Annotated in this window: 23 protein-coding genes and 2 pseudogenes; 11 read left to right on the top strand and 14 right to left on the bottom strand. The window is 69.8% G+C overall.

Going from position 1 to position 23,415, the window contains the following annotated elements:
- Positions 1-12 precede the first annotated feature (12 nt).
- The gene (locus tag ACIBX3_RS40890) at positions 13-1,650 is read left to right on the top strand and encodes an ABC transporter ATP-binding protein (RefSeq protein ID WP_397125949.1); all 1,638 of its coding nucleotides are present in this window, start codon (positions 13-15) and stop codon (positions 1,648-1,650) included.
- Positions 1,651-2,432: 782 nt separating this feature from the next.
- Here the strand turns inward: ACIBX3_RS40890 and ACIBX3_RS40895 are convergent.
- The 4 genes and pseudogenes from ACIBX3_RS40895 to ACIBX3_RS40910 all read right to left on the bottom strand — a co-directional run.
- On the bottom strand, positions 2,433-2,822 hold the full coding sequence (locus ACIBX3_RS40895; RefSeq protein WP_397125950.1) for a nuclear transport factor 2 family protein: 390 nt from the start codon (positions 2,820-2,822) through the stop codon (positions 2,433-2,435).
- A gap of 30 nt (positions 2,823-2,852) precedes the next feature.
- Positions 2,853-3,032, bottom strand: coding sequence for a hypothetical protein (locus tag ACIBX3_RS40900; RefSeq protein WP_397125951.1), 180 nt, complete (start codon positions 3,030-3,032; stop codon positions 2,853-2,855).
- Positions 3,033-3,305: 273 nt separating this feature from the next.
- Positions 3,306-3,441 (bottom strand): annotated as a pseudogene (locus ACIBX3_RS40905) (IS5/IS1182 family transposase); the annotation flags it as partial.
- An 86-nt stretch (positions 3,442-3,527) separates the two neighbouring features.
- Positions 3,528-3,671: pseudogene (locus ACIBX3_RS40910) on the bottom strand (DUF6233 domain-containing protein); the annotation flags it as partial.
- Between the two features lie 146 nt (positions 3,672-3,817).
- On the opposite strand from ACIBX3_RS40910, the gene ACIBX3_RS40915 reads away from it, so the two are divergent.
- The 5 genes from ACIBX3_RS40915 (at position 3,818) to ACIBX3_RS40935 (ending at position 8,537) form a co-directional block, all read left to right on the top strand.
- Positions 3,818-4,567 (top strand): SDR family oxidoreductase, encoded by a 750-nt coding sequence (locus tag ACIBX3_RS40915; protein ID WP_397125952.1) that lies wholly within the window; start codon positions 3,818-3,820, stop codon positions 4,565-4,567.
- 523 nt (positions 4,568-5,090) lie between these two features.
- Positions 5,091-5,927: a helix-turn-helix transcriptional regulator gene (locus ACIBX3_RS40920; protein ID WP_397125953.1), complete on the top strand. Its 837-nt coding sequence runs from the start codon at positions 5,091-5,093 to the stop codon at positions 5,925-5,927.
- Between the two features lie 246 nt (positions 5,928-6,173).
- On the top strand, positions 6,174-6,767 hold the full coding sequence (locus ACIBX3_RS40925) for a TetR/AcrR family transcriptional regulator (RefSeq protein ID WP_397125954.1): 594 nt from the start codon (positions 6,174-6,176) through the stop codon (positions 6,765-6,767).
- A 105-nt stretch (positions 6,768-6,872) separates the two neighbouring features.
- Entirely contained in the window at positions 6,873-7,607 is a 735-nt protein-coding gene (locus ACIBX3_RS40930; protein ID WP_397125955.1) for an NADPH-dependent F420 reductase, read from the top strand.
- 150 nt (positions 7,608-7,757) lie between these two features.
- Entirely contained in the window at positions 7,758-8,537 is a 780-nt protein-coding gene (locus ACIBX3_RS40935; RefSeq protein WP_397125956.1) for a hypothetical protein, read from the top strand.
- Here the strand turns inward: ACIBX3_RS40935 and ACIBX3_RS40940 are convergent.
- From ACIBX3_RS40940 to ACIBX3_RS40950, 3 genes are read right to left on the bottom strand one after another with little or no spacing between them, the layout of a single operon-like run.
- The gene (locus ACIBX3_RS40940; RefSeq protein WP_397125957.1) at positions 8,519-9,829 is read right to left on the bottom strand and encodes an FAD-binding protein; all 1,311 of its coding nucleotides are present in this window, start codon (positions 9,827-9,829) and stop codon (positions 8,519-8,521) included. The genes ACIBX3_RS40935 and ACIBX3_RS40940 overlap by 19 nt on opposite strands.
- Before the next feature lie 38 nt (positions 9,830-9,867).
- On the bottom strand, positions 9,868-10,272 hold the full coding sequence (locus ACIBX3_RS40945; RefSeq protein ID WP_397125958.1) for a DUF4267 domain-containing protein: 405 nt from the start codon (positions 10,270-10,272) through the stop codon (positions 9,868-9,870).
- A 35-nt stretch (positions 10,273-10,307) separates the two neighbouring features.
- Positions 10,308-10,946 carry a hemerythrin domain-containing protein gene (locus tag ACIBX3_RS40950; protein WP_397125959.1) on the bottom strand — a complete coding sequence of 213 codons (639 nt, stop codon included), beginning with the start codon at positions 10,944-10,946 and terminating at the stop codon, positions 10,308-10,310.
- 102 nt (positions 10,947-11,048) lie between these two features.
- Between ACIBX3_RS40950 and ACIBX3_RS40955 the strand changes: the two genes are divergently transcribed.
- Both ACIBX3_RS40955 and ACIBX3_RS40960 read left to right on the top strand, forming a co-directional pair.
- Positions 11,049-14,279 carry a BTAD domain-containing putative transcriptional regulator gene (locus ACIBX3_RS40955; RefSeq protein WP_397125961.1) on the top strand — a complete coding sequence of 1,077 codons (3,231 nt, stop codon included), beginning with the start codon at positions 11,049-11,051 and terminating at the stop codon, positions 14,277-14,279.
- A gap of 120 nt (positions 14,280-14,399) precedes the next feature.
- A complete protein-coding gene (locus ACIBX3_RS40960; RefSeq protein WP_397125962.1) occupies positions 14,400-14,627 on the top strand; it encodes a hypothetical protein in 228 nt (75 codons plus the stop codon).
- Positions 14,628-14,916: 289 nt separating this feature from the next.
- Here the strand turns inward: ACIBX3_RS40960 and ACIBX3_RS40965 are convergent, their stop codons facing one another.
- Positions 14,917-15,252, bottom strand: coding sequence for a winged helix-turn-helix transcriptional regulator (locus tag ACIBX3_RS40965; RefSeq protein WP_397125963.1), 336 nt, complete (start codon positions 15,250-15,252; stop codon positions 14,917-14,919).
- A gap of 64 nt (positions 15,253-15,316) precedes the next feature.
- Between ACIBX3_RS40965 and ACIBX3_RS40970 the strand changes: the two genes are divergently transcribed.
- The gene (locus ACIBX3_RS40970) at positions 15,317-16,159 is read left to right on the top strand and encodes an NmrA family NAD(P)-binding protein (protein WP_397125964.1); all 843 of its coding nucleotides are present in this window, start codon (positions 15,317-15,319) and stop codon (positions 16,157-16,159) included.
- 191 nt (positions 16,160-16,350) lie between these two features.
- Here ACIBX3_RS40970 and ACIBX3_RS40975 read toward each other — a convergent pair whose 3' ends face one another.
- The 4 genes from ACIBX3_RS40975 to ACIBX3_RS40990 form a co-directional block, all read right to left on the bottom strand.
- The gene (locus tag ACIBX3_RS40975) at positions 16,351-17,055 is read right to left on the bottom strand and encodes an endonuclease/exonuclease/phosphatase family protein (RefSeq protein ID WP_397125965.1); all 705 of its coding nucleotides are present in this window, start codon (positions 17,053-17,055) and stop codon (positions 16,351-16,353) included.
- Between the two features lie 439 nt (positions 17,056-17,494).
- A complete protein-coding gene (locus ACIBX3_RS40980) occupies positions 17,495-19,378 on the bottom strand; it encodes a hypothetical protein (protein WP_397125966.1) in 1,884 nt (627 codons plus the stop codon).
- Positions 19,379-19,545: 167 nt separating this feature from the next.
- A complete protein-coding gene (locus ACIBX3_RS40985) occupies positions 19,546-21,069 on the bottom strand; it encodes a leucine-rich repeat domain-containing protein (RefSeq protein ID WP_397125967.1) in 1,524 nt (507 codons plus the stop codon).
- A gap of 247 nt (positions 21,070-21,316) precedes the next feature.
- Positions 21,317-21,556: a hypothetical protein gene (locus ACIBX3_RS40990; RefSeq protein WP_397125968.1), complete on the bottom strand. Its 240-nt coding sequence runs from the start codon at positions 21,554-21,556 to the stop codon at positions 21,317-21,319.
- Positions 21,557-21,712: 156 nt separating this feature from the next.
- Between ACIBX3_RS40990 and ACIBX3_RS40995 the strand changes: the two genes are divergently transcribed.
- Positions 21,713-22,177, top strand: a complete 465-nt coding sequence (locus ACIBX3_RS40995) for a hypothetical protein (protein ID WP_397125969.1) — start codon at positions 21,713-21,715, stop codon at positions 22,175-22,177.
- Between the two features lie 124 nt (positions 22,178-22,301).
- Here ACIBX3_RS40995 and ACIBX3_RS41000 read toward each other — a convergent pair whose 3' ends face one another.
- A complete protein-coding gene (locus ACIBX3_RS41000; RefSeq protein WP_397125970.1) occupies positions 22,302-22,472 on the bottom strand; it encodes a hypothetical protein in 171 nt (56 codons plus the stop codon).
- The gene (locus ACIBX3_RS41005; protein WP_397125971.1) at positions 22,469-22,612 is read right to left on the bottom strand and encodes a hypothetical protein; all 144 of its coding nucleotides are present in this window, start codon (positions 22,610-22,612) and stop codon (positions 22,469-22,471) included. The genes ACIBX3_RS41000 and ACIBX3_RS41005 overlap by 4 nt, the downstream gene beginning before the upstream one ends.
- Positions 22,613-22,878: 266 nt before the next feature.
- On the opposite strand from ACIBX3_RS41005, the gene ACIBX3_RS41010 reads away from it, so the two are divergent.
- Positions 22,879-23,280: a DUF6223 family protein gene (locus tag ACIBX3_RS41010; RefSeq protein ID WP_397125972.1), complete on the top strand. Its 402-nt coding sequence runs from the start codon at positions 22,879-22,881 to the stop codon at positions 23,278-23,280.
- Positions 23,281-23,415: the final 135 nt, after the last annotated feature.

Consider the following 23,415-nt stretch of genomic DNA (forward strand, 5'->3'; position numbering starts at 1 on the left):
GTACTCCGGCGCATGTTCACCTGGTTCCGTCCGCATCGGTGGCAGGTGGTGGCCTCGCTGATCATCGTGGTGATCACCGTGCCCCTGGGAGTGGCCAACCCGCTGCTGACCCGCATGGTCATCGATCAGGGGCTGCTCAACGGCGACGTCGGGCTGCTCACGCTGCTGTGCGTGCTCATGGTCGTCCTGGGAGTCACGAGCAGCGTTCTGGACGTCGGCAACGTGGCGCTCACCAACATCGTCGGCCAGCGGGTGACGACCAGCCTGCGCGCCACCGTGTACGGCCGCGCCCAATCGCAGGAACTGGCCTTCTACACCGAGGAGAGCACCTCGGAGGTGCAGGCCCGGCTGGTCAGCGACATCGAGGGGATCGACCGGTTCGTCACCGGCACCGTCCACCAGGCGCTGGGCTCCCTCACCGCGCTGGTCGCCTCGGGTATCGCGATGCTGATGCTGAGCTGGCAACTGGCCCTGCTCTCCTTCTCCCTGGCGTACGTGCTGGCGCTGCTCAACCATCGCTTCGCCAAGCGGCGCCAGGACCTGGCCAGGCAACGGCAGCGCCACGTCACCTCACTGCTGCGTTTCGCCGCCGAGGATCTCAGCCTGGGCGGGGTGATCCTGGGCCGGACGCTGCGTCGTTCCGGCCGGCAGCTCGAACGGTTCGTCGAGGTGTGCAGGCAACTGGGTGAGATCACGGTGCGGCAGCGAGTCGTGGGCGCCACCGCTTATGTGATCATCGGCGCGTCGTTCGCGTGCGTGCCGCCCCTGGTGTACTGGGTGTCCGGTACGGCGGTCTCCGGACTGAGTACAGGGACCGTGATCGTCATGGTGATCCTGCAGACGCAGTTGTCCCAGCCCATCCAATCCCTTCTGCAATTATCCAGTGGCCTGCACGTCTCGCTGGCCAAGTTCGAGCGCGTCATCCAATACCTCGACCTGCCGGAGCCGCTGCCGATCGACGAGGGCCGCGCTCCCGTGCCGGGAGCCGGGATCAGCCTGACCCTGCGCGGGGTGGGCCACCGGTACGGCGACGGGCGGGACGTGCTCGGTGGCATCGACCTGGACCTGCCCGCAGGATCGGTCACCGTGGTCCGGGGACGCACCGGGTCGGGCAAGAGCACGCTGGGGTTGATCATCGCCGGTCTCCTGCGCCCGGCCACCGGAACCGTTCAGCTTGACGGCGCCGGCGACGCGGAGTTGCGCGACGTGGTGACGATCATTCCGCAGCACACCACCCTGTTCGACGCGTCGATACGGGAGAACCTGATGTTCGCCCGCGAGGCCGTGACCGAGGAGGACATCCATCGGGTGCTCGCCGCCGTCCGGCTGGACGACCTGGTGTCCCACCTTCCGCACGGCCTCGACACTCCAATCGGCGTGGAGGGACTCCAGCTGTCGGGCGGTGAGCGTCAGCGGCTGGCGGTGGCCAGGGCGCTGCTCGCCGACTGGCAGGTGCTCGTCGTCGACGAGGTCACCAGCGCCCTCGACGGCGTCACCTCGGACGAGGTGTACGACGCCCTGCGGGTTCATTGTGCGGGGAAGACCCTGGTGATCATCGCGCACCGGCTTCCACGCATCGACCCGACAGACCAGGTGGTGCTGGTGGACCGGGGCGCCGGGACCGTTACCCCGGGGTCGCGCGCGGGCTAGGGAGGCGGCGTGGATCTGTCCTCGGAGCCGGATCGCGGCCCGAGAGTTGTCGGTGTGGTCCAGGCCGTCGGTGGTGGGGGGCAGACCACGTACGAGAGAAAGGGATAGTCATGTCGCTGACCAGGGCGATCACACGGCCCCGCCCAGTGTGCCGCACGGCCGCGATGGGTGTGCTCCAGAGCTGACGATATTCACGCAGGTGCGGAGGCGGCGGTCGTGGTGGCCCACCACTGGCGCAAGGGGGCGGCGCCGCGTCCTTTGGCGAGGGAGCCGTCGGGGTTGCGGTCGGGGCACCCAGCAGTTGGCGGGTGATCGGGTCGAGGTCGGCGCGGTGCTGGAGCTGGGGGGCGGGGTCGTCGACAGGCTGCAGCCAGCGGGGTAGCCGTACTGGAGCATGAAGGCGATGCGGGGCTGGCCGGAGGTGTTGACGCCGCTGGCGTCTTGACTCTGTCGGGAATCTTGAAAACAGGCATGTCCCGAAGGGCGACTGATCAGTAACTGTGAGGCTTCTGGGGTCGGCGAAGTCGGTCATTCCCCCGAGGTGGTCAGGTGTCTCTACCGGTTCGTCCCCGGTCCGTGAGGGTCTCCGCGTAGCCGGCGCGGGTGGTGGCCGCGGTGCGGGACTCCAGGAAGCGCTCAATGGCTGCGGCGGTCGTCGAGCCGGCCGTGCCGGGGAGAGGGGCCGGAGGCCGAGCTGGGCGGACGTCGTCTATTGATGGCCAGCGTGACAGATAATTCATCTTCTGTGTCACATCGACGGGTGCGCGCTCGTCCACTCCAGATCAAGGATGTGGCCACGTGAGATGGATGACCCGCCGGGAAATGCGCCAGCCGTCATCGGTGCGTCGCAGGTCGTCGGCGTAGACGACGCTGGCGACACCGCCGCCCTCCAGCAGGCTCAGACCTTTGGATCGGGCCCGCACCTCGTCGCCCGGGCCTTCCGACACGACGATGTTCGTCGTGTGGTGGGCTTTCGCGTGTCCGGGGGCGTTCATGAAGGTCGCGATCGCGTCCAGCCCGACGACCGGGTCGCCGCCGAAGACGCTGCCATCCCACACCGCGTCTTCAGTGAGGCATTCGCCGAGACGGTCCAGTTCATGGTCGTCCATGATGTGCGCCCACAGCGCCAGGGCCCTGCTGATTTCGACGGTGTCTTCATTCGTGGGTTTCACGTTCGGCTCTCCATTGTGTGCGTTGCTGGATCAGGCATTGGCGCCGCTCAGCATGGCCAGCACCTGGTCGTAGGCGCCGTTGGCCTCGGCGATTGACTCCTTCGCCGCAGACTGCCGGGCGCGCCCGGCAGTCTCGACTATGGGGGTGTATCGGCGGGGGCGGGAGAGGATCACATATCCATGGACCGACGATCCTCCCCAGTCGGCCACCTGGAGATCGTGCACAAGAAGGAGCTGTGGACCCTAATGTCTTGTGATCCTGAAGCATTGCTTTGAGTTGTATTGACGAGTTTCTTCACGCTGGTCTGGACGAGTCGGACCTTCGCGAGGATCTCGTCGGCGGTCGCGGTCCAGCTGAAGGGCTTCGCGCTCGCGTTCCAGGAGTCGATGTAGTCGCGGATCTGTTTGACCAGGACGTTGACGCTGGAACCCGAAGACCTCGTCACCGACCGCGACGCCGGTCACGCCCTCCCCGACCTCGTCGAGTCGCCAGGACTTGAGGCGGGCGAAGGCGCGTTCGCCTGGAGCGCGGAGACGGGCGTGGTCGCGGTTGTACTGCTGGTAGTGCTCCGGAAGTTTCACGGTGGCCGTAGTAAGGGGTGCGGACGGTGGCGCCGGCGCTTCAGTAAGGCACGATCGGGCGTAGATGAGCCACGAGACGTGCTCAACCAAGCTCGTACGGAACGTCGAGCATGGGCTGCACAGGGAGCACAGCCGGGTCCCGGGATGCTCGGCGGCGTCCAGCGCCTGGTCCAGGGTCAGCAGCGGCGCTCCAGCGGGTGCTTCCTCGCAGTCGACGGCGTGGACGACGCCCCGGCCGGGACCGCAGCCGCCGTCCAGCTTCTGCAGGACCCAGTCCGACGGTCGGCGTTCTCTTCACGAGGCAGAGACCGCCGATCCATGGATAAACCTTCCTCTCCCGCCCCAGCGCGGGCGCCCCTACGGTCGAGGCTGCGGGCGCTCACCGGCCCGCCGCAACGAAGGAGCGAGACCCCATGAAGATGACCGGCAACACGATCCTGATCACCGGCGGAACCTCGGGCATCGGCCTCGGTCTGGCCCTGCGTCTGCACGAGGGCGGCAACAAGGTGGTCGTCGCCGGCCGGCGCAAGGAACTCCTCGATGAGATAACGGCCGAGCACCCGGGCATCGACGCGCTCGTCCTCGATGTCGCGGACCCCGACTCGATTGCCCGGGCCCGTGAGACCGTGGCGGTGAGCCACCCGGGGCTGAACGTCCTGGTCAACAACGCCGGCATTCAGCTGCTGGAGAACCTCCTCGACCCGGCCGGACTCCAGGTCGCCGAGGATCACGTCGCGACCAATCTGCTCGGCACGATCCGGATGACGTATGCCTTCCTGCCGCTGCTGGCGGGCAAGGACGACGCGGTCGTCATGAATGTCACCTCCGCGCTGGCGTTCGTGCCGTTCCCGATCACGCCGACCTACAGCGCGACCAAGGCCGCGCTGCACTCCTTCTCCGAGAGCCTGCGCATCCAGCTCGCCGGTGCTGACGCCGGCGTCCAGGTGATCGAGGTGGTCCCGCCGGGCGTGCGCACGACCCTGATGGGCCAGCAGGACAACGACCAATCCATGCCGTTGGACGACTTCCTCACCGAGGCCCTCGACCTGCTGCGTGAGAAGCCCGACGCGAAGGAGATCGTCGTCGAGCGCGCCAGGTTCATCCGCGACGCGGTGGCCACCGGCACCTACGACGACGTCCTCGCCATGATCAGCGGCAGCTGACCGACCTATGACAGACACGGAACAACAGCACGCGGGCGGGTCCTGTTGGGCCACATCATGGACGAACGCGAACTGGACCCGCCTCGGTGAGGTCCTCACCGAAGACGCGGAACGGTAAGGAAGCTCCTTCGGCTTCGCCCCGGTCGTCGCGCTGGAGGCGACCGGCTCCGTCCTGAGCGCCGAGGGGCACGCGAGCGCCCGTCTGACACGGCGAACATCGTCGTGTCGGCCGGGCCGGGCGACGAGGCCCGGGGCCGGTCAAAGCGTTGGGTCCAAAGCGTTGGGTGTCCTCGACGGGGGACCGTCGCGGCGGGCCGCCTTCCATGCCGACGGCCTGCGGCGCACCGCCGACAGCCGGCGAATTTCCCAGCGGGTCATGCAGGTCAGGTGACCATCGGGTCGTCTGGCTGCCAGCGCCCTCGGAGTCGGCCGTACGAGCGGCTTCGCGCGGGCAGAAGAGGAGGGCTCAGCCATGGATCGGCGGTCTCTGGATAGCCGGGCGGGATGCGGCGAGGATGGGGGCATGGACAAGAAAGAACTGGCGGAATTCCTGCGCCACCGGCGTGAGATGCTGCGGCCCCGCGACGTCGGGCTGGTCGAGGGGCCGCGCAGGCGTACGCAGGGGCTGCGCCGCGAGGAGGTCGCGCAGCTCGCCGGCATGTCCACCGACTACTACGCCCGGCTGGAACAGCAGCGTGCTCCGCAGCCCTCAGTCCAGATCACCGCGGCTCTCGCCCGGGCACTGCGGCTGACCCTGGACGAACGCGACCATCTCTTCGTCCTCATCGGCCACAACGCCCCAGCCCGCTTCCACCGCTGCGAACACGTCAGCCCGACGCTGCTGCGGGTCCTGGACCGCCTGGACGACTCCCCGGCCCTGGTAACGACCGACCTGGTCGACACCCTCGCGATGAACCCCTTGGCCGTCGCGCTGCTCGGCGACCAGACCCGCCACACCGGTCTGGCCAGTAGCGGCTACTACCGCTGGTTCATGGACCCGGCCGAACGTCTGGTGTACCCCGAGGAAACCCACGAACGCCACGGCCGCGCCCAGGCGGCACGCCTGCGGGCCGCGCTGACAGCCGGCAGCGACACCCCCCGAGCCGCCCGGATCCTCGCCGAACTCCAGGAACACAGCCCCGAGTTCGTCCGCATGTGGGAACTTCAGGAGGTCGCCCGCTACGGCGACTGCAAGACCATCCTCCATCCCGAACTCGGCCGCATCGACGTCGACGCCCAGCTCCTGTACACCGAGAACCGCGCCCAGACCCTGGTGGTGCTGACCACTCGCCCCGGCACGGAGAGCCACAGCAAACTCGAACTGCTCTCCGTCATCGGACACCAACAGCTCACCCCCTGACGTCCTGGACCGGGGACCGGGCCGGGCTCGGCGCGGGAGGGCCCGGACAAGGACACCCTGGAATCGTGCAGCCCGCACGGCTTTGCCCTGCGCTCTACGGCCAAATATGTCGGCCCCCTGCGCTGTCCGGGCTCCGCGCTCAGGCCGCCCATTTGACCGGATGCTCCCTCCGTTTTACTCTCGAATGCGTACGGAGGCAGCATCCGTTTTGATGCGGCCGCAGGATAACGGCAGGCAGGAGGGCGCATGAGCGCCGGTGAGCAGCGGGGACGCAAGCCCCGGGCGGACGTCCAGCGCAACCGCGTGGCTCTCCTGGAGACCGCGCAGCGTCACTTCCTGCAGCACGGGGTCGGCACCTCCCTTGAGGCTGTGGCCAAGGAGGCGGGCGTCGGGCCCGGCACCCTGTACCGGCACTTCCCCACCCGGGAAGCGCTGCTGGCGGCTGTGCTGCAGACGCGCTCCGAGGAGCTGGTGGCCCGCCAGGCGGACATCGATCAGCTCGGTGACCCGGCCGAGGCGCTGGAGCAGTGGCTGCGGGCGATGGAGGAGTATTTCAGCGCCTTCAGCGGGCTGCCGGACCCGCTCATGGCCGCGGCCCGGGCGCAGGAGCCGGACAACCCGCTCACGATTCCCTGCGACATCCTCATCTCCGCCACCGATCAGTACGTGCGAGCCGCGCAGCTCGCGGGGCGCGTGCGCGCGTCGGTGCGGGGGCACGACCTGTTCCTCGCGGCCTGTTCCGTTGCCTGGATCAAGGGCACCGGCACCGAGGAGGAGTCGCTCGACCGGCTCCGCACGCTCATCGCGAGCGGCTACCGCCAGCGGGACACCCAGGCGTAAACCGCCAGACACCCAGCCCCGCCCCCGCAAGGCCAGGTGGCACCACCACACGGCCATCACATCGCGCTGTCCTCAGGGGCCGCATAACCTCTCAATGGATAAATCATGAAAATTACTGTCATAGGTGCCGGTGCCATCGGCGGGAACCTCGCTGCCAAGCTCAGCGCGGCCCGTCACGACGTCCAGGTGGCCGACGCCCGCGGTCCCGAGGCCGTCCGGGCGGAGGTGCTGGAGTCCGGGGCCCGCGCGGCAGACCTCGCCGACGCCGTCCAGGACCGGGACGTCATCGTCCTGGCGATCCCCTTCGGGGTGGCGGGGAAGCTGGCCGGCCTGTTGGCCTCGGTCCCGGCCGAGACGGTGATCATCGACACCGCGAACTACTATCCGCACCTCAACGGGCAGATCGAGGCTGTGGACAACGGCGAGGTCGAGAGCGTGTGGAACGCCGAGCAGCTGGGGCGCCCCGTGGTCAAGGCGTGGAACGCCGCCCTGGCCCAAACTCAGCGGACCCGGGGCGTTCCGGCCGGAACGCCCGGCCGCCTCGCCATCCCCGTCGCCGGCGACACCGAGGAGGCGCGGCGTGTGGCCATGCGGCTCGTGGATGACACCGGCTTCGACCCCTACGACGCCGGCGTACTGGCCGACTCCTGGCGCCAGCAGCCGAACAGCCCCGCCTACTGCACCGAGCTGACCCTCGACGAGCTGCCGGCGGCCCTGGCCGCGGCCGACCGCGTCAAGGACGCGGCCATCCGCGACAGCCTCCCGGAACGCTTCGCCGCCCTCCCGGCCAACCCCACCGTCGACGACGTCGTCGAGATGAACCGCGCCGCCCACCGCTGAGACACCCGACGCGGCTCTCGTGCACGCAACTGGCTATGTCGGTGAGCAGGGGAGGCGTTTGTCGTCCGGTACGGGAGGCGGCTTCGTGTCGCGGAGGGTGATGTTGCCCAGTTTTGACGGCACTTGGAGCCTTGCAGTGGGACGATCGGTGTGCTTCTCCCGCTGGGGGTTCGAATGCACATATCGACGAGCAAGGTCGAGCTGTACGCGGCGATCCGCCGTGACCACCGTGCCGGTCTGCCGATGTGTGCTCTGGAGCGCAAGTACGGGGTGACCTGGCGGACGATCCGCAAGGCCCTGGACTCGAATTGGCCCGAGCCCCGCAAGAAGCAGGCGCCGCGTCCGACCCGGCTTGACCCGTACAAGCCGGTGATCGACGGGATGCTGCGGGCGGACCTCGACGCGCCGCCGAAGCAGAAACACACGGTGAAGAGGATTTTCGACCGGCTGCTCGACGAGCACGCGGAGCCGTGTGACCCGGCCTCTTCGTACCACGGCCGAGAAGCTGACGGTGATGTGCCGGTTGCGGACAGCTCGCGGGCGGTGACGCCGGCGATGTGCTTGGCCGCCTCGTACGGGCCGATGTTGATGCCGCCGGTGAACACCGTCAGCGAGTACCGCCCCAGCGGGTCCTTGATCTTGGGGTCGGAGCCGGAGGCGGCGCCGTGCGCGCAGTTCGCAGGCGTCCGCGGTGACGTTGCTGGCCGCGCTGTTGGTGGAGCGGGAGCGGAAGGTCACCGATGCGCCGGCGGATCCGCTGATCGCCATGGTGCACCGGATACCTCTCATTGTGCGAGTCCTTCCTGGGTGGGTGTGCCCTTCACCGTGCTCTCGGCGACATCTGTCACGCGGGTGTGGTGCGGCCCCGCCGCCCCGGTGGGCGGAGAGGCCGTGACCTGCTGGGAACCGATCTATCCGAGCACCGGGTAGTTCGCGCGGAACACGTTGTGCGGGTCACGGGCCCGCTTGATCTCCCGCAGCCGCGCGAGCGCGCTGCCGGAGAAGGACTTCGCCGCCGTGTCACCGGGGGACAGCACGGTGTACGGCTTGCGGCCGCTGACGTAGGCCTCCAGGTCGGCCACGACCTCGGCCTGCTTGGCGCGCGTCGCATCGGCCGCGTGCGGCAGGCCGGGACCCAGCAGGCCGAGCAGGTACGGCTCAGCCACCGCGCCGCTCGCGCCGGCCCCGCCGCCCGGCTCGGCGAGCGCCCCGCCCAGCTGCCTGATCTGCACGTTGATGAGCGGTTCGACCGGCTTGGCCAGCAGGAGCTCCACCGCGTCCGCGTCCAGGCCGGTGAGCAGCTCCGCACGAGCGATGGATGGGGCCGGATCGGTGGGCTCGGCGGCGATGTCACCCAGGTCGGCAACCGGGACGACGCCGCGGCTGTCGGAGATCGCGCCCTCGATCTTGTCGATGCGTGCCAGCAGGTCCTCCCCCTGAGCCGCCTCGCCCAGGTAGGCCAGATCCAGCGTCACCATCGGCGGCGCGCCGGGTGGCTGGAGCCGGTTGATCCAGACACTGAGTTCACGCGGCGCCTCGGCGGTGATCTCCAGGAACGCGTCGTACACCTCCCTGGTTCGGTGCTCCGGCCAGATCACGCGCCCGCCGTACAGGGCCGGCGCGGGAAACAGCTCGAGTTCGAGGGCGGTCACCACCGCGAAGTCCCCGCCACCACCGCGCAGCGCCCAGAACAGCTCGGGATCGGACTCGGCGGTCACCCGGCCCGGCTCGCCATCGGCGTCCACGATGTCGATAGCCCGCACGCTGTCGGAGGCGAAGCCGTACTTGCGGCTGAACCAGCCGACCCCACCGCCCAGGGTGTAGCCGGTCACGCTGACCCCCGGCGCGCTGCCGCACAGGCCGGTCAGACCCAGCGGACCGGCCACCGCCAGCACCTGCCCCCACTTCACACCCGCGCCCACCCGGACCACGCGCTCCTCCGCGCGTATCTCCACCTCGTTCAGCAGGCCGGTACGCAACAGGATCAGGCCTTCCACATCACCCGAGGCGCCATGCCCGCTCGGTTGCGTGGTCACCGTCAGACCCGCCCGCCGCGCGTAGCGCACGAGCGCCGTCACGTCATCGGCGTCCGCGGCCTCCGCCACGGCCGCCACCGGCTGCCTGACGGTCAGGTTCCACGCGGTGGCCGCCTGTTCGAAGCCGTCGTCATCGGGCAGGAGCACGCGCCCCTTGAGGACACCGCGCAGATCGTTGATCGTCACTGTCGTCTCCCTTTTCGAGTTGTCAGAGAATGCGGACGTCAGGCGGGCTGCGCGGCGGTCGCCGGGGTGGTGCTGGTCTCGCGGAGGGTCAGCAACCCCGTGACCGCGATCAGCGCCGCGGTCAGGCCGTGGATGCCGAGCGCGGCGGCCGTGGATCCGTGGTGGGCCAGGACGTTGACCATGTCGCCGAACGGAGCGACGGCCACCATCAGCAGGACCCAGCCCAGGGCGCGGCGGTGGCCCATCACCAGCAGGATGCCCATGGCCAGGCCCATCGCGATTTCGCGGCTGCCCTTCACGATCGGGAAACCGCTGTCGCCAGAGGGCCAGTTCGGCAGGCCCGGGAAGGACGTCTCGAGGGGCAGGAGGAAGGACAACCCGAGGTAGAGGGTGAACAGGACGACGGCGGTGGCCAGGACGGTGTTGAGCTTCTTCAGCGACATGGTTGTTCTCCTTTGATGTTCAGACCGGGCAGGGTTCAGCCGCGGACACGACGGATGTGGCGGGCGTAGCGGGGGCGGCCGATGACGTGCCAGATGACGCGGACCGGGGCGGGAAGGCCGCTGAGGACGATGGCGCGCTCGGCCGGGTTCGCGTCCTCCAGGACGGCGCCGAAGAGCGTGAACAGGGTGAGCTTGGGCGTGTTGTTCACCAGGTGGTCGCCCAGGGAGGCCCACTCCTGTTGGGTGATGTGCTTGGCCACGAGGGGGAGGACGGTGGCCTCCTCGTCGTCGAGGTGTTCCAGCAGGACCGCGCGGTGCTCGCAGAGGGCGGCCGCCAGGGTGTCGCGTTCGTCGGCGCCCGCGGTGGCCTCCCAGGCGGGGAGCGCGGCGTCCAGCCTGCTCAGGGTGACCGCGACGCGCTCGTGCTGGGCCTGCATGCGCAGGACGATGTCGGCCTCCAGGTCCACCCGGGAAAGGAGCGGCGGCCACAGCAGCTCGTCCTCGCCCTCGTGATGGTTGTGCAGGCCCAGCCGGTAGACGCGGAAGTGGCCGGCGATCACCTTGGCGCGAGCGGTGTCACCCGGGGCGACGGCCGCCACGAGCTCCACCAGCAGCCGTGACTCACGGCGGAGCACGCGGTGGACGATCTCCATGTCCCGGGTGTTGACGCTCATCTGTTCCCGCCCCTTCATCGGTTGCGATGTGTTCAGGCTGCTCCTGGGTGTTTGGAGGGAGTTTGGAGGGGACTTGGAACGTCCACGTAAGATGTGCGGATCATGGTCTTCATCCGGGTGCTGGGCTCTTTCGCGGCCGAGGTCGGCGGCGAGCCCGTTCCCTTGGGCGGGCCGCGGCAGCGGGGCGTGCTGGCGTTGCTGGTGGCGGCGCGTGGGCAGGTCGTGCCGGTCGACCGGATGATCGAGGATCTGTGGCGCGGGGAGCCGCCCGCGCGGGCGCTGATGTCCCTGCAGGCGTACGTGTCCAACCTGCGCCGGTTACTGGAGCCCGGACGCCCGCCGCGCACGCCGGCCCGGCTGCTGGTGAGCGCGGCGCCGGGTTATGCGCTGCGGCTGCCACCGGAGGCGGTGGACGCGTGGCGGTTCGAGGGCCTGCTGGGCCAAGCGCGTATGGTCACTGACCCGCGCGCCGTCCAGGCTCGGCTCGCCGAGGCGCTGGGGCTGTGGCAGGGACCGGCGTTCGCCGAGGTCGCCGACGAGCCGTGGGCCGCCGCCGAGACGGCCCGGCTGAACGAGCTGCGCCTGGTTGCCACCGAGCTGCACGTCGCGGCGGGTCTGCGCATCGGCGACCCCGCCGCGGTGGTTCCCGAGGCCGAGCGGCTCACCCGCGACGAGCCCCTCCGCGAGGAAGGCTGGCGGCTGCACGCCCTGGCACTGTGGAGCAGTGGCCGCCAAGCCGACGCGCTGGCGACGCTCCGCCGCGCCCGCGGCATCCTCGCCGAGGAGCTCGGGCTCGACCCCGGCCCGGACCTGACGGCGTTGGAGGAGGCGATCCTCACTCAGCGCACAGACGTCCTACGCGCGACCGTGCCCCCGCCCCCGCTGACCGCCCCGCTGCCGCAGGTGGCCCCTCTCCCGGGGACGGCTCCGATCATCGAGGCGCCGTTCGTCGGACGCGAGGCACAACTGTCGGCACTGGTCACGGCCGCCACCCAGGCCGCCACCGACGGAGCCCGTATCGCCCTTGTCACCGGCGAGGCCGGGCTCGGCAAGTCGACGCTGCTGGAACACCTCGGCAGGCGGCTCGAACGTGACGGGTGGCTGGTCGCCGTCGGCCGCTGCCCCGAGGTCGACAGCGCGCCGCCCGCGTGGGCCTGGACTGAGGCGCTCAGAGCCGTCGCCGCGTCCACGTCCCCGGGCGAGTTCGCCGACGACCTCGCGCCGCTGCTCACCGACACCGAGCCGGTGAACGCCGATGCCACCGCTGGACGGTTCCGCCTGCGCCAAGCCGTGTGGAAGTGGCTCGCGGCGGTCGCCACGGAACGCCCGGTCGCCGTCGTGCTGGACGACCTGCACTGGGCGGACGCCACCACGCTGGAACTGCTCGGCGGCGTCCTCGGCACGCGGGCCCCGATCCTGGCCGTCGCCGCGTACCGCGCGGACGAGAGCGGGCACCTCACCGAAACGCTGGCCTCCCTCGCGCGCGCCACGCCCCTCCGCCTAGCGCTGCCGGGGCTGGACGACGAGGCCGTCGCGGAGCTCGTACGGACCGAGTGCGAGGCCGACGAGGAGACCATCGCAGGGATCGCCGAGCGCACCGGCGGCAACCCGTTCTACGTGCGCGAAAGCGCCCGGCTGCTGAACGGCGAAGGCGCGCTGGTCGCCCTCTCCGAGGTCCCCGAAGGCGTACGGGACGTCCTGCGCCGACGGCTCGCGCGCCTGCCCGAGGGAGGCGTGTCCGTCCTCCGGCTGGCCGCGGTCGCAGGCCGGGAAAGCTCAGTGGACGTCCTCGTCAAGGCCGCCGACACCGACGAGGACGGCGTGATGGACGCGCTCGACGCGGGCGTCATCGCCGGGCTCCTCGACGAGCCCGGCCCAGGACTCATCCGCTTCGTCCACGCCCTCGTCAGGGACACGCTCATCGCCGACGTCAGCAGATTGCGTGCTACCCGGATGCACGCCCGGATCGCCGCCGCTCTTGAAGGAACCGACGACATCGCGGCGCTGGCCCATCACTACGCGCGCGCCGGCTCACCGAAGGCCGTCGGCTACTGCGTCCAGGCCGCCGAGCTTGCCGAGGCCCGCTACGCCCACGAGGTGGCGGCCGACCTCCTCACCGATGCCGTCACCAACTCGACCGGACCGGACGAACGCGTCGAATTGCTCGGCAGGCTGCTGCGCGCGCAGATCCGGGCGGGGGCCGTCGCAGCCGCCCGCGAGACACGCCGTGAAGCCGTGGAGTACGCAGAGTCCCTGGGCCGCGACGACCTGATGATCGCCGCATTCACCGCGTGGACAGAGCCGACCGCCTGGCAGGCCCGTACGTACGGCACGGTGGACCGGCCCGTCGTCGACCGCCTGAGCCGCCTGCTGAAGCGTGACCTGACCCTTTCGGTGCGGTCCCGGCTCCTGACGGCGTACGCGCACGAACTGGTCGGCGAGGACGACCCGACGGTTGTAGAGGCAGCGCAGGAGGCACTCGACCTCGCCACCGAACCCCGGTTGCGGGCCGCGGCACTCGAGATCCTGGCCGAAGTCCACGGCGACGCCGAGCTCTGCCGGGAGCTCGTGGAGATCGGCACCGAGCACGACCTGCCGGTCTACCGCGTCACTGGGCTGCTCAACCATGCCGGCGTCGCCGCCGCCGCCAATGACCCGGTGACCATGCACCAGGTGATCACTGAGGCCCTGGAACTCGCGCGTACCTACCGAATGCGCGAGGCGATCTCCGTCGCCGAGATCACGCTAGCGGGCCTGGCGCTCATCGAAGGCCGATTCGCCGACGCCGAGCGCCTCTACATCAAGGCCGACGAGGGCATGCGGCGCATCGGATCGGTGCACACGGGCTTTCTCCAACTTGCCCTGGCTACGATCTGGCTGAACGAGGGCACGCTCGGTGCGCACCTGGACGACGTTCGCGCCCTCCACGCCGTGCTTGGTCCCATGGTCTCCGACCTGCTCGCGCTCGCCCTCCACGCCAACGGCCTGGACGCCGAAGCTCGCGAGGTCCGCGCGTCACCCAGCCCGATCCGCCCCGACTTCTTCTTCACCTTCCTCACAACGTTGCGCGCGATGGCCATCGTCGCCTTGAACGACCGCGATGCCGCCGAGGAGATCTACGCGACGCTGCTTCCCCATCGCAACGGCCCCCCGGCGGGCGCCGCGAGCCTGTCGTTGGCGCTGCGCCCGGTCGCCCACACCCTCGGTGAACTGGCCGTCTTCCTCGGCCGCACCGACGAGGCCGCCGCCCACTTCACCCAGGCCGCCACCATCGCCGACCACTGGAACGCACCCCACTGGGCCGCCGAGGCCCGGTTGCGAACGACCACCTAGCTCTGCCCACGGCGCCGCACATCTGTGACAGAGAACGTGCATTATCTGTCACGCTGGCTGCTATCGGGCCGTGTCCGCACAGCTCGGCGTCTGCCGCCACGACGGCGACTCGGCTCCATTATGTGTCACATCGCCTGCCCGGAGGACGTCCGTGTCCGTCGTGTCCTTCCCCGGCCCGCCGACCCCGGCCGCCGGGCCCTCGCCCGCCTGACCGCCGTGGCCGGGCCGGACTATCCGGTCGCCGCGCTGACGCCCGAGCCGTACGCCGCGGTGATGGAGCGCTGGACGAGCGCGGCCGCTGCCACCTGGAACCGGCACCTGTCCGCCCTGGTCTCCTTCACCACCTGAGCCCAGCGCCAGGACCTGCTGGCCACCAACCCCGCCCGGCGGCTGGAGCGGCGCAAGAGCGCCCGGCGCGGTGACCTCGCCATCCCGGCCGCCCGGCTGGACAACCTGTTCACCGACCCCGCGCACGCCCTGCGGGAACGCCTGCTGTGGAGGCTCCTGTACGACACGGCCGCCCGCGCCGAGAAAATCCTCACCCTCAACGTCGTCCATCACGACGACAACGACGCCCTGCGGCAGAGGCTGGCGTCCTCGGCGTGACCGCGTCCGCACCGCCGGGCGGGGGCGTACGTCAGACGGTGACGTCGGCCCCGGGATCCGGCACCGCCATGGCCCAGGTCCCCATGGCCGCCAGGACGTCGCGCAGCCCTTCGCCGAGAGGGGTGAGTTCGTATTCGACGCGGGGCGGGATCTCCGCGTAGGTGGTGCGCGTCACGATGCCGTGCCGCTCGAACTGGCGCAGCCTGCTGGTCAGGGTGTGGGGGCTGATGCCAGGCAGTGCGTCGCGCAGTTCGGTGAAGCGGTGGCGGCCGTGCAGCAGTTCGCGCACGATCAGGGTGGCCCACGGGCCGTTGAGCAGGGTGAGGAATCGGGCGACACCGCACTCGGGAAGACAGGGATCAGTCACATTTCTGACCGTATCCCATTAGTGCAGTTGATGTAACTGGTACACCGTATGCACTAATGACGTCATGACCTACGTGATTCACGGCGCCACCGGCGCCCAGGGTGCCCCCGTCGTCGCCGCTCTCGCCGCCGCGGGCAAGTCCGTGACCGCTGTGACCCGCAACCCGGACGCCGTCGTGGACGGCGCGCGCGTGGTGGCCGCCGGATACTCCTCCACGGAGGAACTGACCCAGGCGTACCGGAGTGCCGATGGGGTGTTCGTCCACCTGCCGGTGGTCTCCGAAGAAGACCGCCAGACCTACGCGCGTCACATCGTCGCCGCCGTCCGCGAGGCCCGCCCGGCCCGCGTCGTGTTCTCCACCAGCGGTTTCACGATCGACCCCGTCGGCGACGACGCAGTCTCGGCGCTGGTCAGGGGCCTGGCCGACAGCGAGGTGTCCCACGCGGTAATCGCGCCCGAGCTGTACCTGGAGAACCTGCTCATGCCGTACGTCATCGACACGGTCCGCGAACGGGGCGCGCTGCCCTACCCGATCCGCCCCGACTTCCCCGTCTCCTGGGCGTCGCACCTGGACATCGCCGACGTCGCGGTCGCCCTGTTCGACCGCCTGGAGGTCACCGGCGTAGTCTCCGTCGGACAGGACCCGGCGATCACCGGACCGGACCTGGCCGAGGCGTTCGGCACCCACTTCGGCAAGAACGTGCTCTTCGAGCAGATCACCCCCGAGCAGCTCCGCACCTCCATCGCCCCCCTGATCGGCGAGGGCCCCGCCGCCGGCGTGGCCGCGGCCTACGCGGCCATGAGCGCACTCCCGGACCGCTCGATCACGCCCGAGAACTCCGCCCAGAAGCTGCTCGGCGTCACCCCCCGCACAACCGGGCAGTGGCTGACCGACATCGGCCTCTGACCGCGACCACCGCCGGTGCTGATGTCGCGCCGCCGGCGCCTCGGAGCCGGGCCGCTTCGCCTCGCCCCTTGTCTGCACTGGCCTGCCACTTTGCGGCCTCGCGGTGGAGGTCAGCCAGTTCCTAGCGGATCGGGTCGCGCTGCCCGGCGGACTCCTCTGCCACCTGCGGCTCTCAAGACCACGACCTCTTTCTACCGCGCCACCCACGCGTGCATCGGTACGTGGTCCGACCATCGTTTCCTGGCGTAGTCGACGAAGCAACCCCGCATGCGGCCGTCGCCGGCGAACACGTAGTCGATCTTCCGCTTGCGGGTGACGTAGGTCCAGCGGTTGCGAGGGTCGCATTCGTCGCGACCCTCGTAGGCGGTGGCGGCATCGCGCGGCACCAGGTTGAGGTCGCCGCCGACGACACCCCGGCCGAGCTTGAACAGCTCGCGAAGCTGTCTGTGCCGGTAGGGCGCGCCCTTCTGCCTGTCGTCGTAGATCGAGCCGGACGAGAAGTGCGCGGTGCATAATGCTCGGTCGGCCGTACAGACCGCGTACCTGCGGGTGCCCCACGGCGGCGAGGTCAGCGCGTGCACTTCGAAGCGGGTGTCCTGCTCGGCTACGGCCAGTGTGACGCTCTGCGTCCCGCGCGCTCTGCCGTTCCAGTCGGGGGAGCACTGGTACGGCGAGCCATCCGGGTGGGCGAACCCGGCCGACTTGATGCTCCACGCCCGGCCGGTGCGTGCCTCCAGCTCGCGCTCCAGGTCGGCGTCCGCGCCCGTACAGAATTCCTGGAGGAAGACCACGTCCGCCTTGGTGGCCAGCACGGCGACGTGCCAGGCCAGCTCGGCGGTGGTGCGGCGGAAGAGGGGGCAGCTGTTGTACGTGCCCGCGCAGACATTCCACGTCATCACGTGAAGCGCAGGGGCCTGTGCGGGCAGGTTAAGGGATAACAGCCCGGCGATCACGATAAATCTGATCATCACCGGTATTTCATCATGCGTGGGCGGGAGCGTCCTCTGATTCCGTTCTCACAAGCGCGCGTGGTTCAAAGACAGCCACCTGCCAAGACTCCCTGGTCCAGTGGAAGTTGGTCGTCTGGGCGGCTGTGACGCGGGTGCCGTACACCAAGTGCGCCTTGCGCTCGGCAGGGCCGGCATCATCAGCAAGGGCAGCGTTCTGCTCCAGCGCGGCGCGATGGAGCAGACGGGTCCCCGAGCTGCTCGCCGAGATGCACCAGCACGTCATCGGCGGTCCCAGCGCCCGGTCGAGCTGAAGATCAAATAGTTGGCTGGGGTCCCGCTAACGAGGTTTTCGTTCGGATGCTCGTCATTCCCCCGCTCCGAGAGGTCAGCCGCGCGGGCGGTAGACGACCTTCTCAGTGGAGCGGCCGGGATAGACGACGATCAGGTGCTCCTCCAGTGGCGCGTCTGGGTCGTTCTCGTCCCACGGCAGCGTGCGGGCGTGGACGCGCAGGCGGTAGTGGCCTGGACCGGCGACGGCCAGGTCGGGCAGCGGCCCGGCCGCCCCGCTGTCGCCGCCCTCGGGGTACGTCGGCACGCCCAGGCGGCCGCTGCGGCTGGCGATGCCCACCTCGACCACCTTGTCCCAGCCGGTGAGCCGGAGCGGCGGGGCGCTGTCGAATGCCTTGACCGTCAGGCACATCGCCGCGTTCTCCTCGAAGGTCACGATGGCGGCGCTGCTGCCTGCGGCGTCGATGAACCCGTCCTCGATGGCGTCGAAGATGTCGGCGTCGTCGCCGTAGATGTCCCCGGGATCGCCTGCGCTGTCGTCGCGGTCGTCGAAGACGGCGTAGCCACCCCCTTCGAACAGCATGTACGCGGCCGTACCCTGCCGCCTGGCCCGCACCCCGGGCCACGAGTCGGCGCACCGGGCGTTCGCCTCGGCCTTCCACGTGGCCTCCTGCAGGTCGCGCTCGGCCTGACGGCGGTGGGCATCGGCGTTCTGCCGGGCGACGATGCCGGGGCACAGGTACTCCAGGGCCGCGGCCAGCTCGATGGCGTCCCCCGTGCCGCCCGCCCGCTCGTGCAGCGCGTTCCGTTCCTGATCGCCGGGCAGCGCGCACAGCTGTGCGCCGTAGGCGAGGACGCGCTGGTCGGCCAGGTCTTCGGGGAACATCCTGTCCGCGGCGAAGGTCTCACCCCTGGCCAGGCAGAGGAACGATCGCCGCCGCTCCTCGAACCCGAGGCCGGCCGCGGGCCGGAGCCGGTCGCGGCAGTGCTCGTCCGCAGCCGTGTAGGTGAGCCGGGCGTCCCCCTCGGCGCCGACGATAGCCATCGGCAGCACAAGCACGACGGCGGCGGCAGCGAGCAGCCGCGGCGTCCGCCCGGTGCCGGGCGCCGCGACGCCCGGGCCGGGCGCGGCGGCGAGCTCGTGCGCGGTGCGCGCCGCCCACACGACGATCAGCCCGTCGAGCGCGCGCACGGCGAGCGACAAGCCGTCGATCGTCACCCGTCCCACCTGGAGCAGCGAGTAGACCTGCGGGACCAGGAGGGCGGTCCAGCCGATGGCGACCGTGACGGCGCTGAACCGCTGGTCGCGTCCCTGCCCAGCGATGATCATCGCCTTGCAGCCGAGGGTCGCCATCGCCAGCAGGAGCGACGCCGTCAGCAGCGGGATCTCGGCGAACGGCCGCAGCGCCGCGGCCAGGACCCCGGTCAGGCCGAGCCCGAGGGCGATGATCCGGAACCGGGCCGACACCCCGGTGAGGGCCCGCACCAGCAGGAGCATGGTGGCGGTCCACACGGCCCAGCTCGCGGCGTACTCCGCGACGCCGGACAGGTCGTCGAGGAGCTCCCAGAGCAGCAGGTCACCGGCCACGTCCGCGTAGAGCAGGCGCCGCAGCCACACCACGTCGCGGGGCAGCGCCTCGGCACGCGGCGAGGCCGGGCCGCGCAGGATCTGCCACAGCGCCCACGCATTGAGCACGCCGATCGCCGCGGGCAGGAGCCGTGCCCCGTCGTCCCACAGCCAGAAATCCGCCGTCGCGACGACGGCGAACCACCGCCCGCCGTCGTACCCGGCGGCGACGGCGGCAGCAGTCAGGTAGAGCGCGACGGCGACGGCGGCCGGACGCCCGAAGCGGTAGCGGGCGACGGCGGCCCGGAGTAAGGCGATGATGCGGATGATCTTAGAGGAATACCGAGAGCCGACCGATGAAGAGTGAACTGAGTTCCAGCAGCACTTCCTGTTGCGCCGCGTCGAACTCGGCAACTGCGGCCGCCCCTACGCGACCCCCTGCCACCATGAATTCGTCCCGCGTGCTCGTGCTTGCAGGGGGTCGCCGACCGGCGTATCAACGCCGATTCCACCATGATCGGATCGGCCTCCAGCTCCTTTCGTGCTCCACCTGGCCAAACGCTCAACGTCGCCATACCGCATCACGAGGCGTCCTGGCGTCCCCTGAGCGCGCGGTCGACCTCGGCGCTCCAGCGGGCCTTCCACTCCTCGTCGAGCCCGATGCTCCGGAACGGGGCCCGGCCACGCAGGCCCGCCGGGTCGAGGCCGGGGGAGTGGTGGCTCGCTATGAGCATCTCCAGCTTCGGCAGCTCCGCGACGCTGCCGAGATCGGCAAGGGAGGGCGCGTACAGCGCGAACAGGCTCTGCAGGCACGGGAGTTCGTGGCCCGTGCCGAAGGTGCGCAGCTTGGGGCACTCGCTCGCGGAGAGGTAGTCCAGCGCGGGCAGCGGCGGCAGCCCTTCGAGGGTGGTCAGCTCCGGGCATTTGCCGATGCTGAGCTTGATCAGCGCTTCGCAGCGCGGGATCGGCGAGGCGTCCCTGAGCTGCGGGAGGTTGATGAGGTTCAGCGACTCCAGCCTCGGCAGGGTGCCCAGCACGCTCAGGTCCCGAAGCCCGGGGCAGTCCCTGAGATAGACGTACTCGATCTCCGGCAGCCCCTCGATGCCGTCGATCGAGGTGAGCTGTGCGGAGCCGTGCAGCCCGAAGAACGTCAGCCCTGTGGCGCCGGAGACGGCGCTGACGTCGAGCAGCCCAGTGCAACCGTAGAGGTTGATTCGGCGGAGTACGGGGTGGCTGCCGAGGCCGTGCAGCGAGGTCAGCCGAGTGCAGCCACCCAGGTTCAGCGCGGTAAGTTGCGGCATGTGCGCAAGGCCCTCGAGAAACTCCAGCTCGGCGCACTCCGAGGCGTCCAGCTCGGTGAGGCCGGTGAGGCTCGCAAGCGCCGCGAAGTCACGGACGGACGTCCTGCTGACGCTGAGGGAGCGCAGGTTCGACAGCGCCTTGAGCGGGCCGAGGTCGCTCACGCCTGGGCAGTTGTCGAGGACCAGCTTCTCCAGGCCAGTGAGCGCGGCGAGCGGTCCGAGGTCGGTGAGTTCGCGGCAGCCGCTCAGCACCAGGGTAGTGAGGTCCGTCATCCCGGCGAGCGGCGTCAGGTCATGGACGGCGCTGTTGTGCAGGTTGAGGGTGCGCAGCCCGGTCAGCGTGGTGAGCGGGCCGATGTCGCTGAGGCTCTTGCAACCCTCCAGGTCCAGCTCCACGAGGCCGGTGAGCGCGGCGACTCCGCCGAGCTCGGTCAGATCCTTGCGCTGGAATACGCGCAGCGTGCGCAGCGACGTCAGGTGCCGGATGCCGCAGTCCAGGGTGAGCTTCCTACCGAGCTCGAACTCGGCGCGGCCCTCGCGCGCGAAGGCGGGCGCGACGAGCAGCCGCGCGAAGGCGTCGGGGTCGGCCGCGTCGCGCCACGGCTTCAGCAGCTTCTCCGACTCCTGCGGTGCGAACTCGGTAAAACGCGCGGCCAGTTCGTACGCCTCCTGCGTCTCAGGGCCCTGGACGGCGGCGAGGTCACGGAAGGCACGCCGGGCGCGCGCGGCGGTCGGCGGTTTCTCATCTCCCAACAAGGCGTGATACGGGGCGAGTCGGGACGTCTCGTAGCTGCTGCTGGTCATTCCGGAACTGTAGCCAGCGGCGCTGACAATGCCCCCCGCGAACGCCCTCACCCCGGCCCGCCTGGCCATGCACACCGGCCCGCACCATCCAGTCGCCGACCTAACCCCTGACATGCCCCGCATTTCTGGAGGATGTAGACACGAGCGCGGCTCCCGCGAGGATCCTCGGTTCAGGGCCCAGAAAGATCCCAAGAAGTCGCGCTTCTTCGTCTCCCACCTGCGAAACGCTCAACATCGCCATATCGGATCAGAACCCGAGAACGCCGGGGCCCTGCCGAAGCAGGGACTGACGCCCAGAACGGCGCCAGTGCAGGCATCGCCACGTGTCCAGGGCTGAGCCGGTGGCGATGTCGCGGACGGCGGTGATGGCCGCCTCGGCGCCGTCGCAGAGCTCGGCGATGGCCTGGGCGCGGTCGGCGGTGAACCTGATCTGCTGCTTGTGCAGCAGCGACAGTGCCCGGGAGTCGGCCATGCGGATCTCGGCCATGGCGTGACTGAAGCGATCCGGCCCGCGTACGTCTTCTCGGTGTTGAACGCCCGACCCGCCGCGCGCAGCCCCACCAGCTCAGCCGGTTGAAGGTCGTCAAGCCACGTAAGGCAAGTAGGCTGACCTTGATCGCCTGCGACAGTGAAGGAGCCGCCGATGACCGCCGACCCCACGATGGCCCGGATCGGCCAGGGGGTGGAGTTGCATCACCACCAAGGTCAGCGTGAAGCCGCTCGCGAGTTGTTCGCGCAGATCTGGGACGACATCGGCGGCGAGCAAGGCGACCCGCTGCATGTTTGCGTCCTTGCCCACTCGATGGCCGATGTGCAGGACGACGTGCACCAGGAGCTGATGTGGGATCTGCGAGCGCTTGCCGCCGTCGGCCTGATCACTGATGAGCGGGTGGCCCAAGCCGGGGTGCCGCTTTCGGTGGCCGGCTTGTATCCGTCGTTGCACCTGAACTTGAGTGAGTGCTATCGCAAGCTGGGCGATCTCGGCCGCGCCCGTGAGCACCTCCAGCAGGCGCGGGCCGGGGTCGGCGCACTTGGCGACGACGAGTATGGGCAGCTCATCAAGGGTGGACTGGAGCGGCTGGCCGAACAGTTGGGTGAGACCGTCTGACTGCGAGCCCAGGCAAGTAGGCTGCCCGCGGCCGTCGCGTCGGCGGGCGGCCGGCGGCGGCAAGGCCAAGCTGAACTCGTTCTTAAGAAATCTGGAGCGATCTCGCAAGCGCCAAGGTTAAAGATCAAGTTGGCGGAGCGGTGCGGCGGAGCCGTGCCACCACAAAGGCGAGCAGCCCGAGGGCGGCCAGCGCGAAGACCGCGTTGCCGATGAGGTCCACATGCGCGGGTGCTGGGAAACTCGGCGGCTGCGGAAAGCCGTGCCAGGCATAGGTGACCAGGCCGGCAGCGCTCATAGGTCGGTAAGGGGACGCTGTACCACCTCGCCGGCGTTGCGGACTATCGTGCCCTGAACCTGCATCCCGGTGATGAAGAGCGCGAGCAACATCTCCTGCGCCGGCACCGGCAGGCGCAACGACATCACGCGGTGTTCCATGCCGCGATCCTACGGTTCCCGCCCGCGAGAACACTCCGCCCGGACGCGCGACCGCCTACGACGACGAGCGTACGAGGGTCCGGGTCGTCTACGCAGAACTGCGTAGACGCTGCCATCCGCTGTCGGAGGCAGCGGCGCCTCGACGGCGCGATGATCGATTCCATGAAACCGGCCTGGCGCTCGTCACCGGAGCCTCGGCCGGCACAGGCCGAGTCACCGCGCTGCACACGCTGCCGGCGCCCGTCATTCGACCGAAAGGATCCTCAATGTCCGTCCTGTTGGTGCTTGCCGCACAGGCGGCCTCGCCAGTCTGTACGACGCAGGCAGAATGCGCGGGCCAGGGTGTCGATACTTTCCTTGGGACCCCTGAGCGAATTTGGGCCAGCGCGGCCGCACTGGTGGCGCTGGGCGGCGTGGTCATCGGCTGGCTGGCGCTGCGCTCCGTCCGTCGTATCGGCAACGGCGGGAGGAGGGGAGCCATCGTGGCCCTGGTGGTGGGGCTGACCGGCGGGCTCAACGGCGCGGTGAAACTGGCTGTCGCCGACGGTGGTCTCGGCACCGGAAACGGAGTATTCGGGGCAGCCGTGGCCCTGGTACTTGGGCTGGTCGGCGCGGTCCTCGGCGGGCTGGCCCTGGCCCGCTCCCGCCGCACCGAGCTGAGCGGCTGACCGCAGCGACCACAAGCGCGATCGAGGCCCTGATGACCGTACACATCTCGATCATCGCACGGCGGCCGCTTTGTGATCTTGTACATATGGACGTACAGGCGGAGAGCTCTCCATCAACAAGTGCGGCTGCCCTAC

Source organism: Nonomuraea sp. NPDC049480 (assembly GCF_044465905.1).
Taxonomy (GTDB): domain Bacteria; phylum Actinomycetota; class Actinomycetes; order Streptosporangiales; family Streptosporangiaceae; genus Nonomuraea.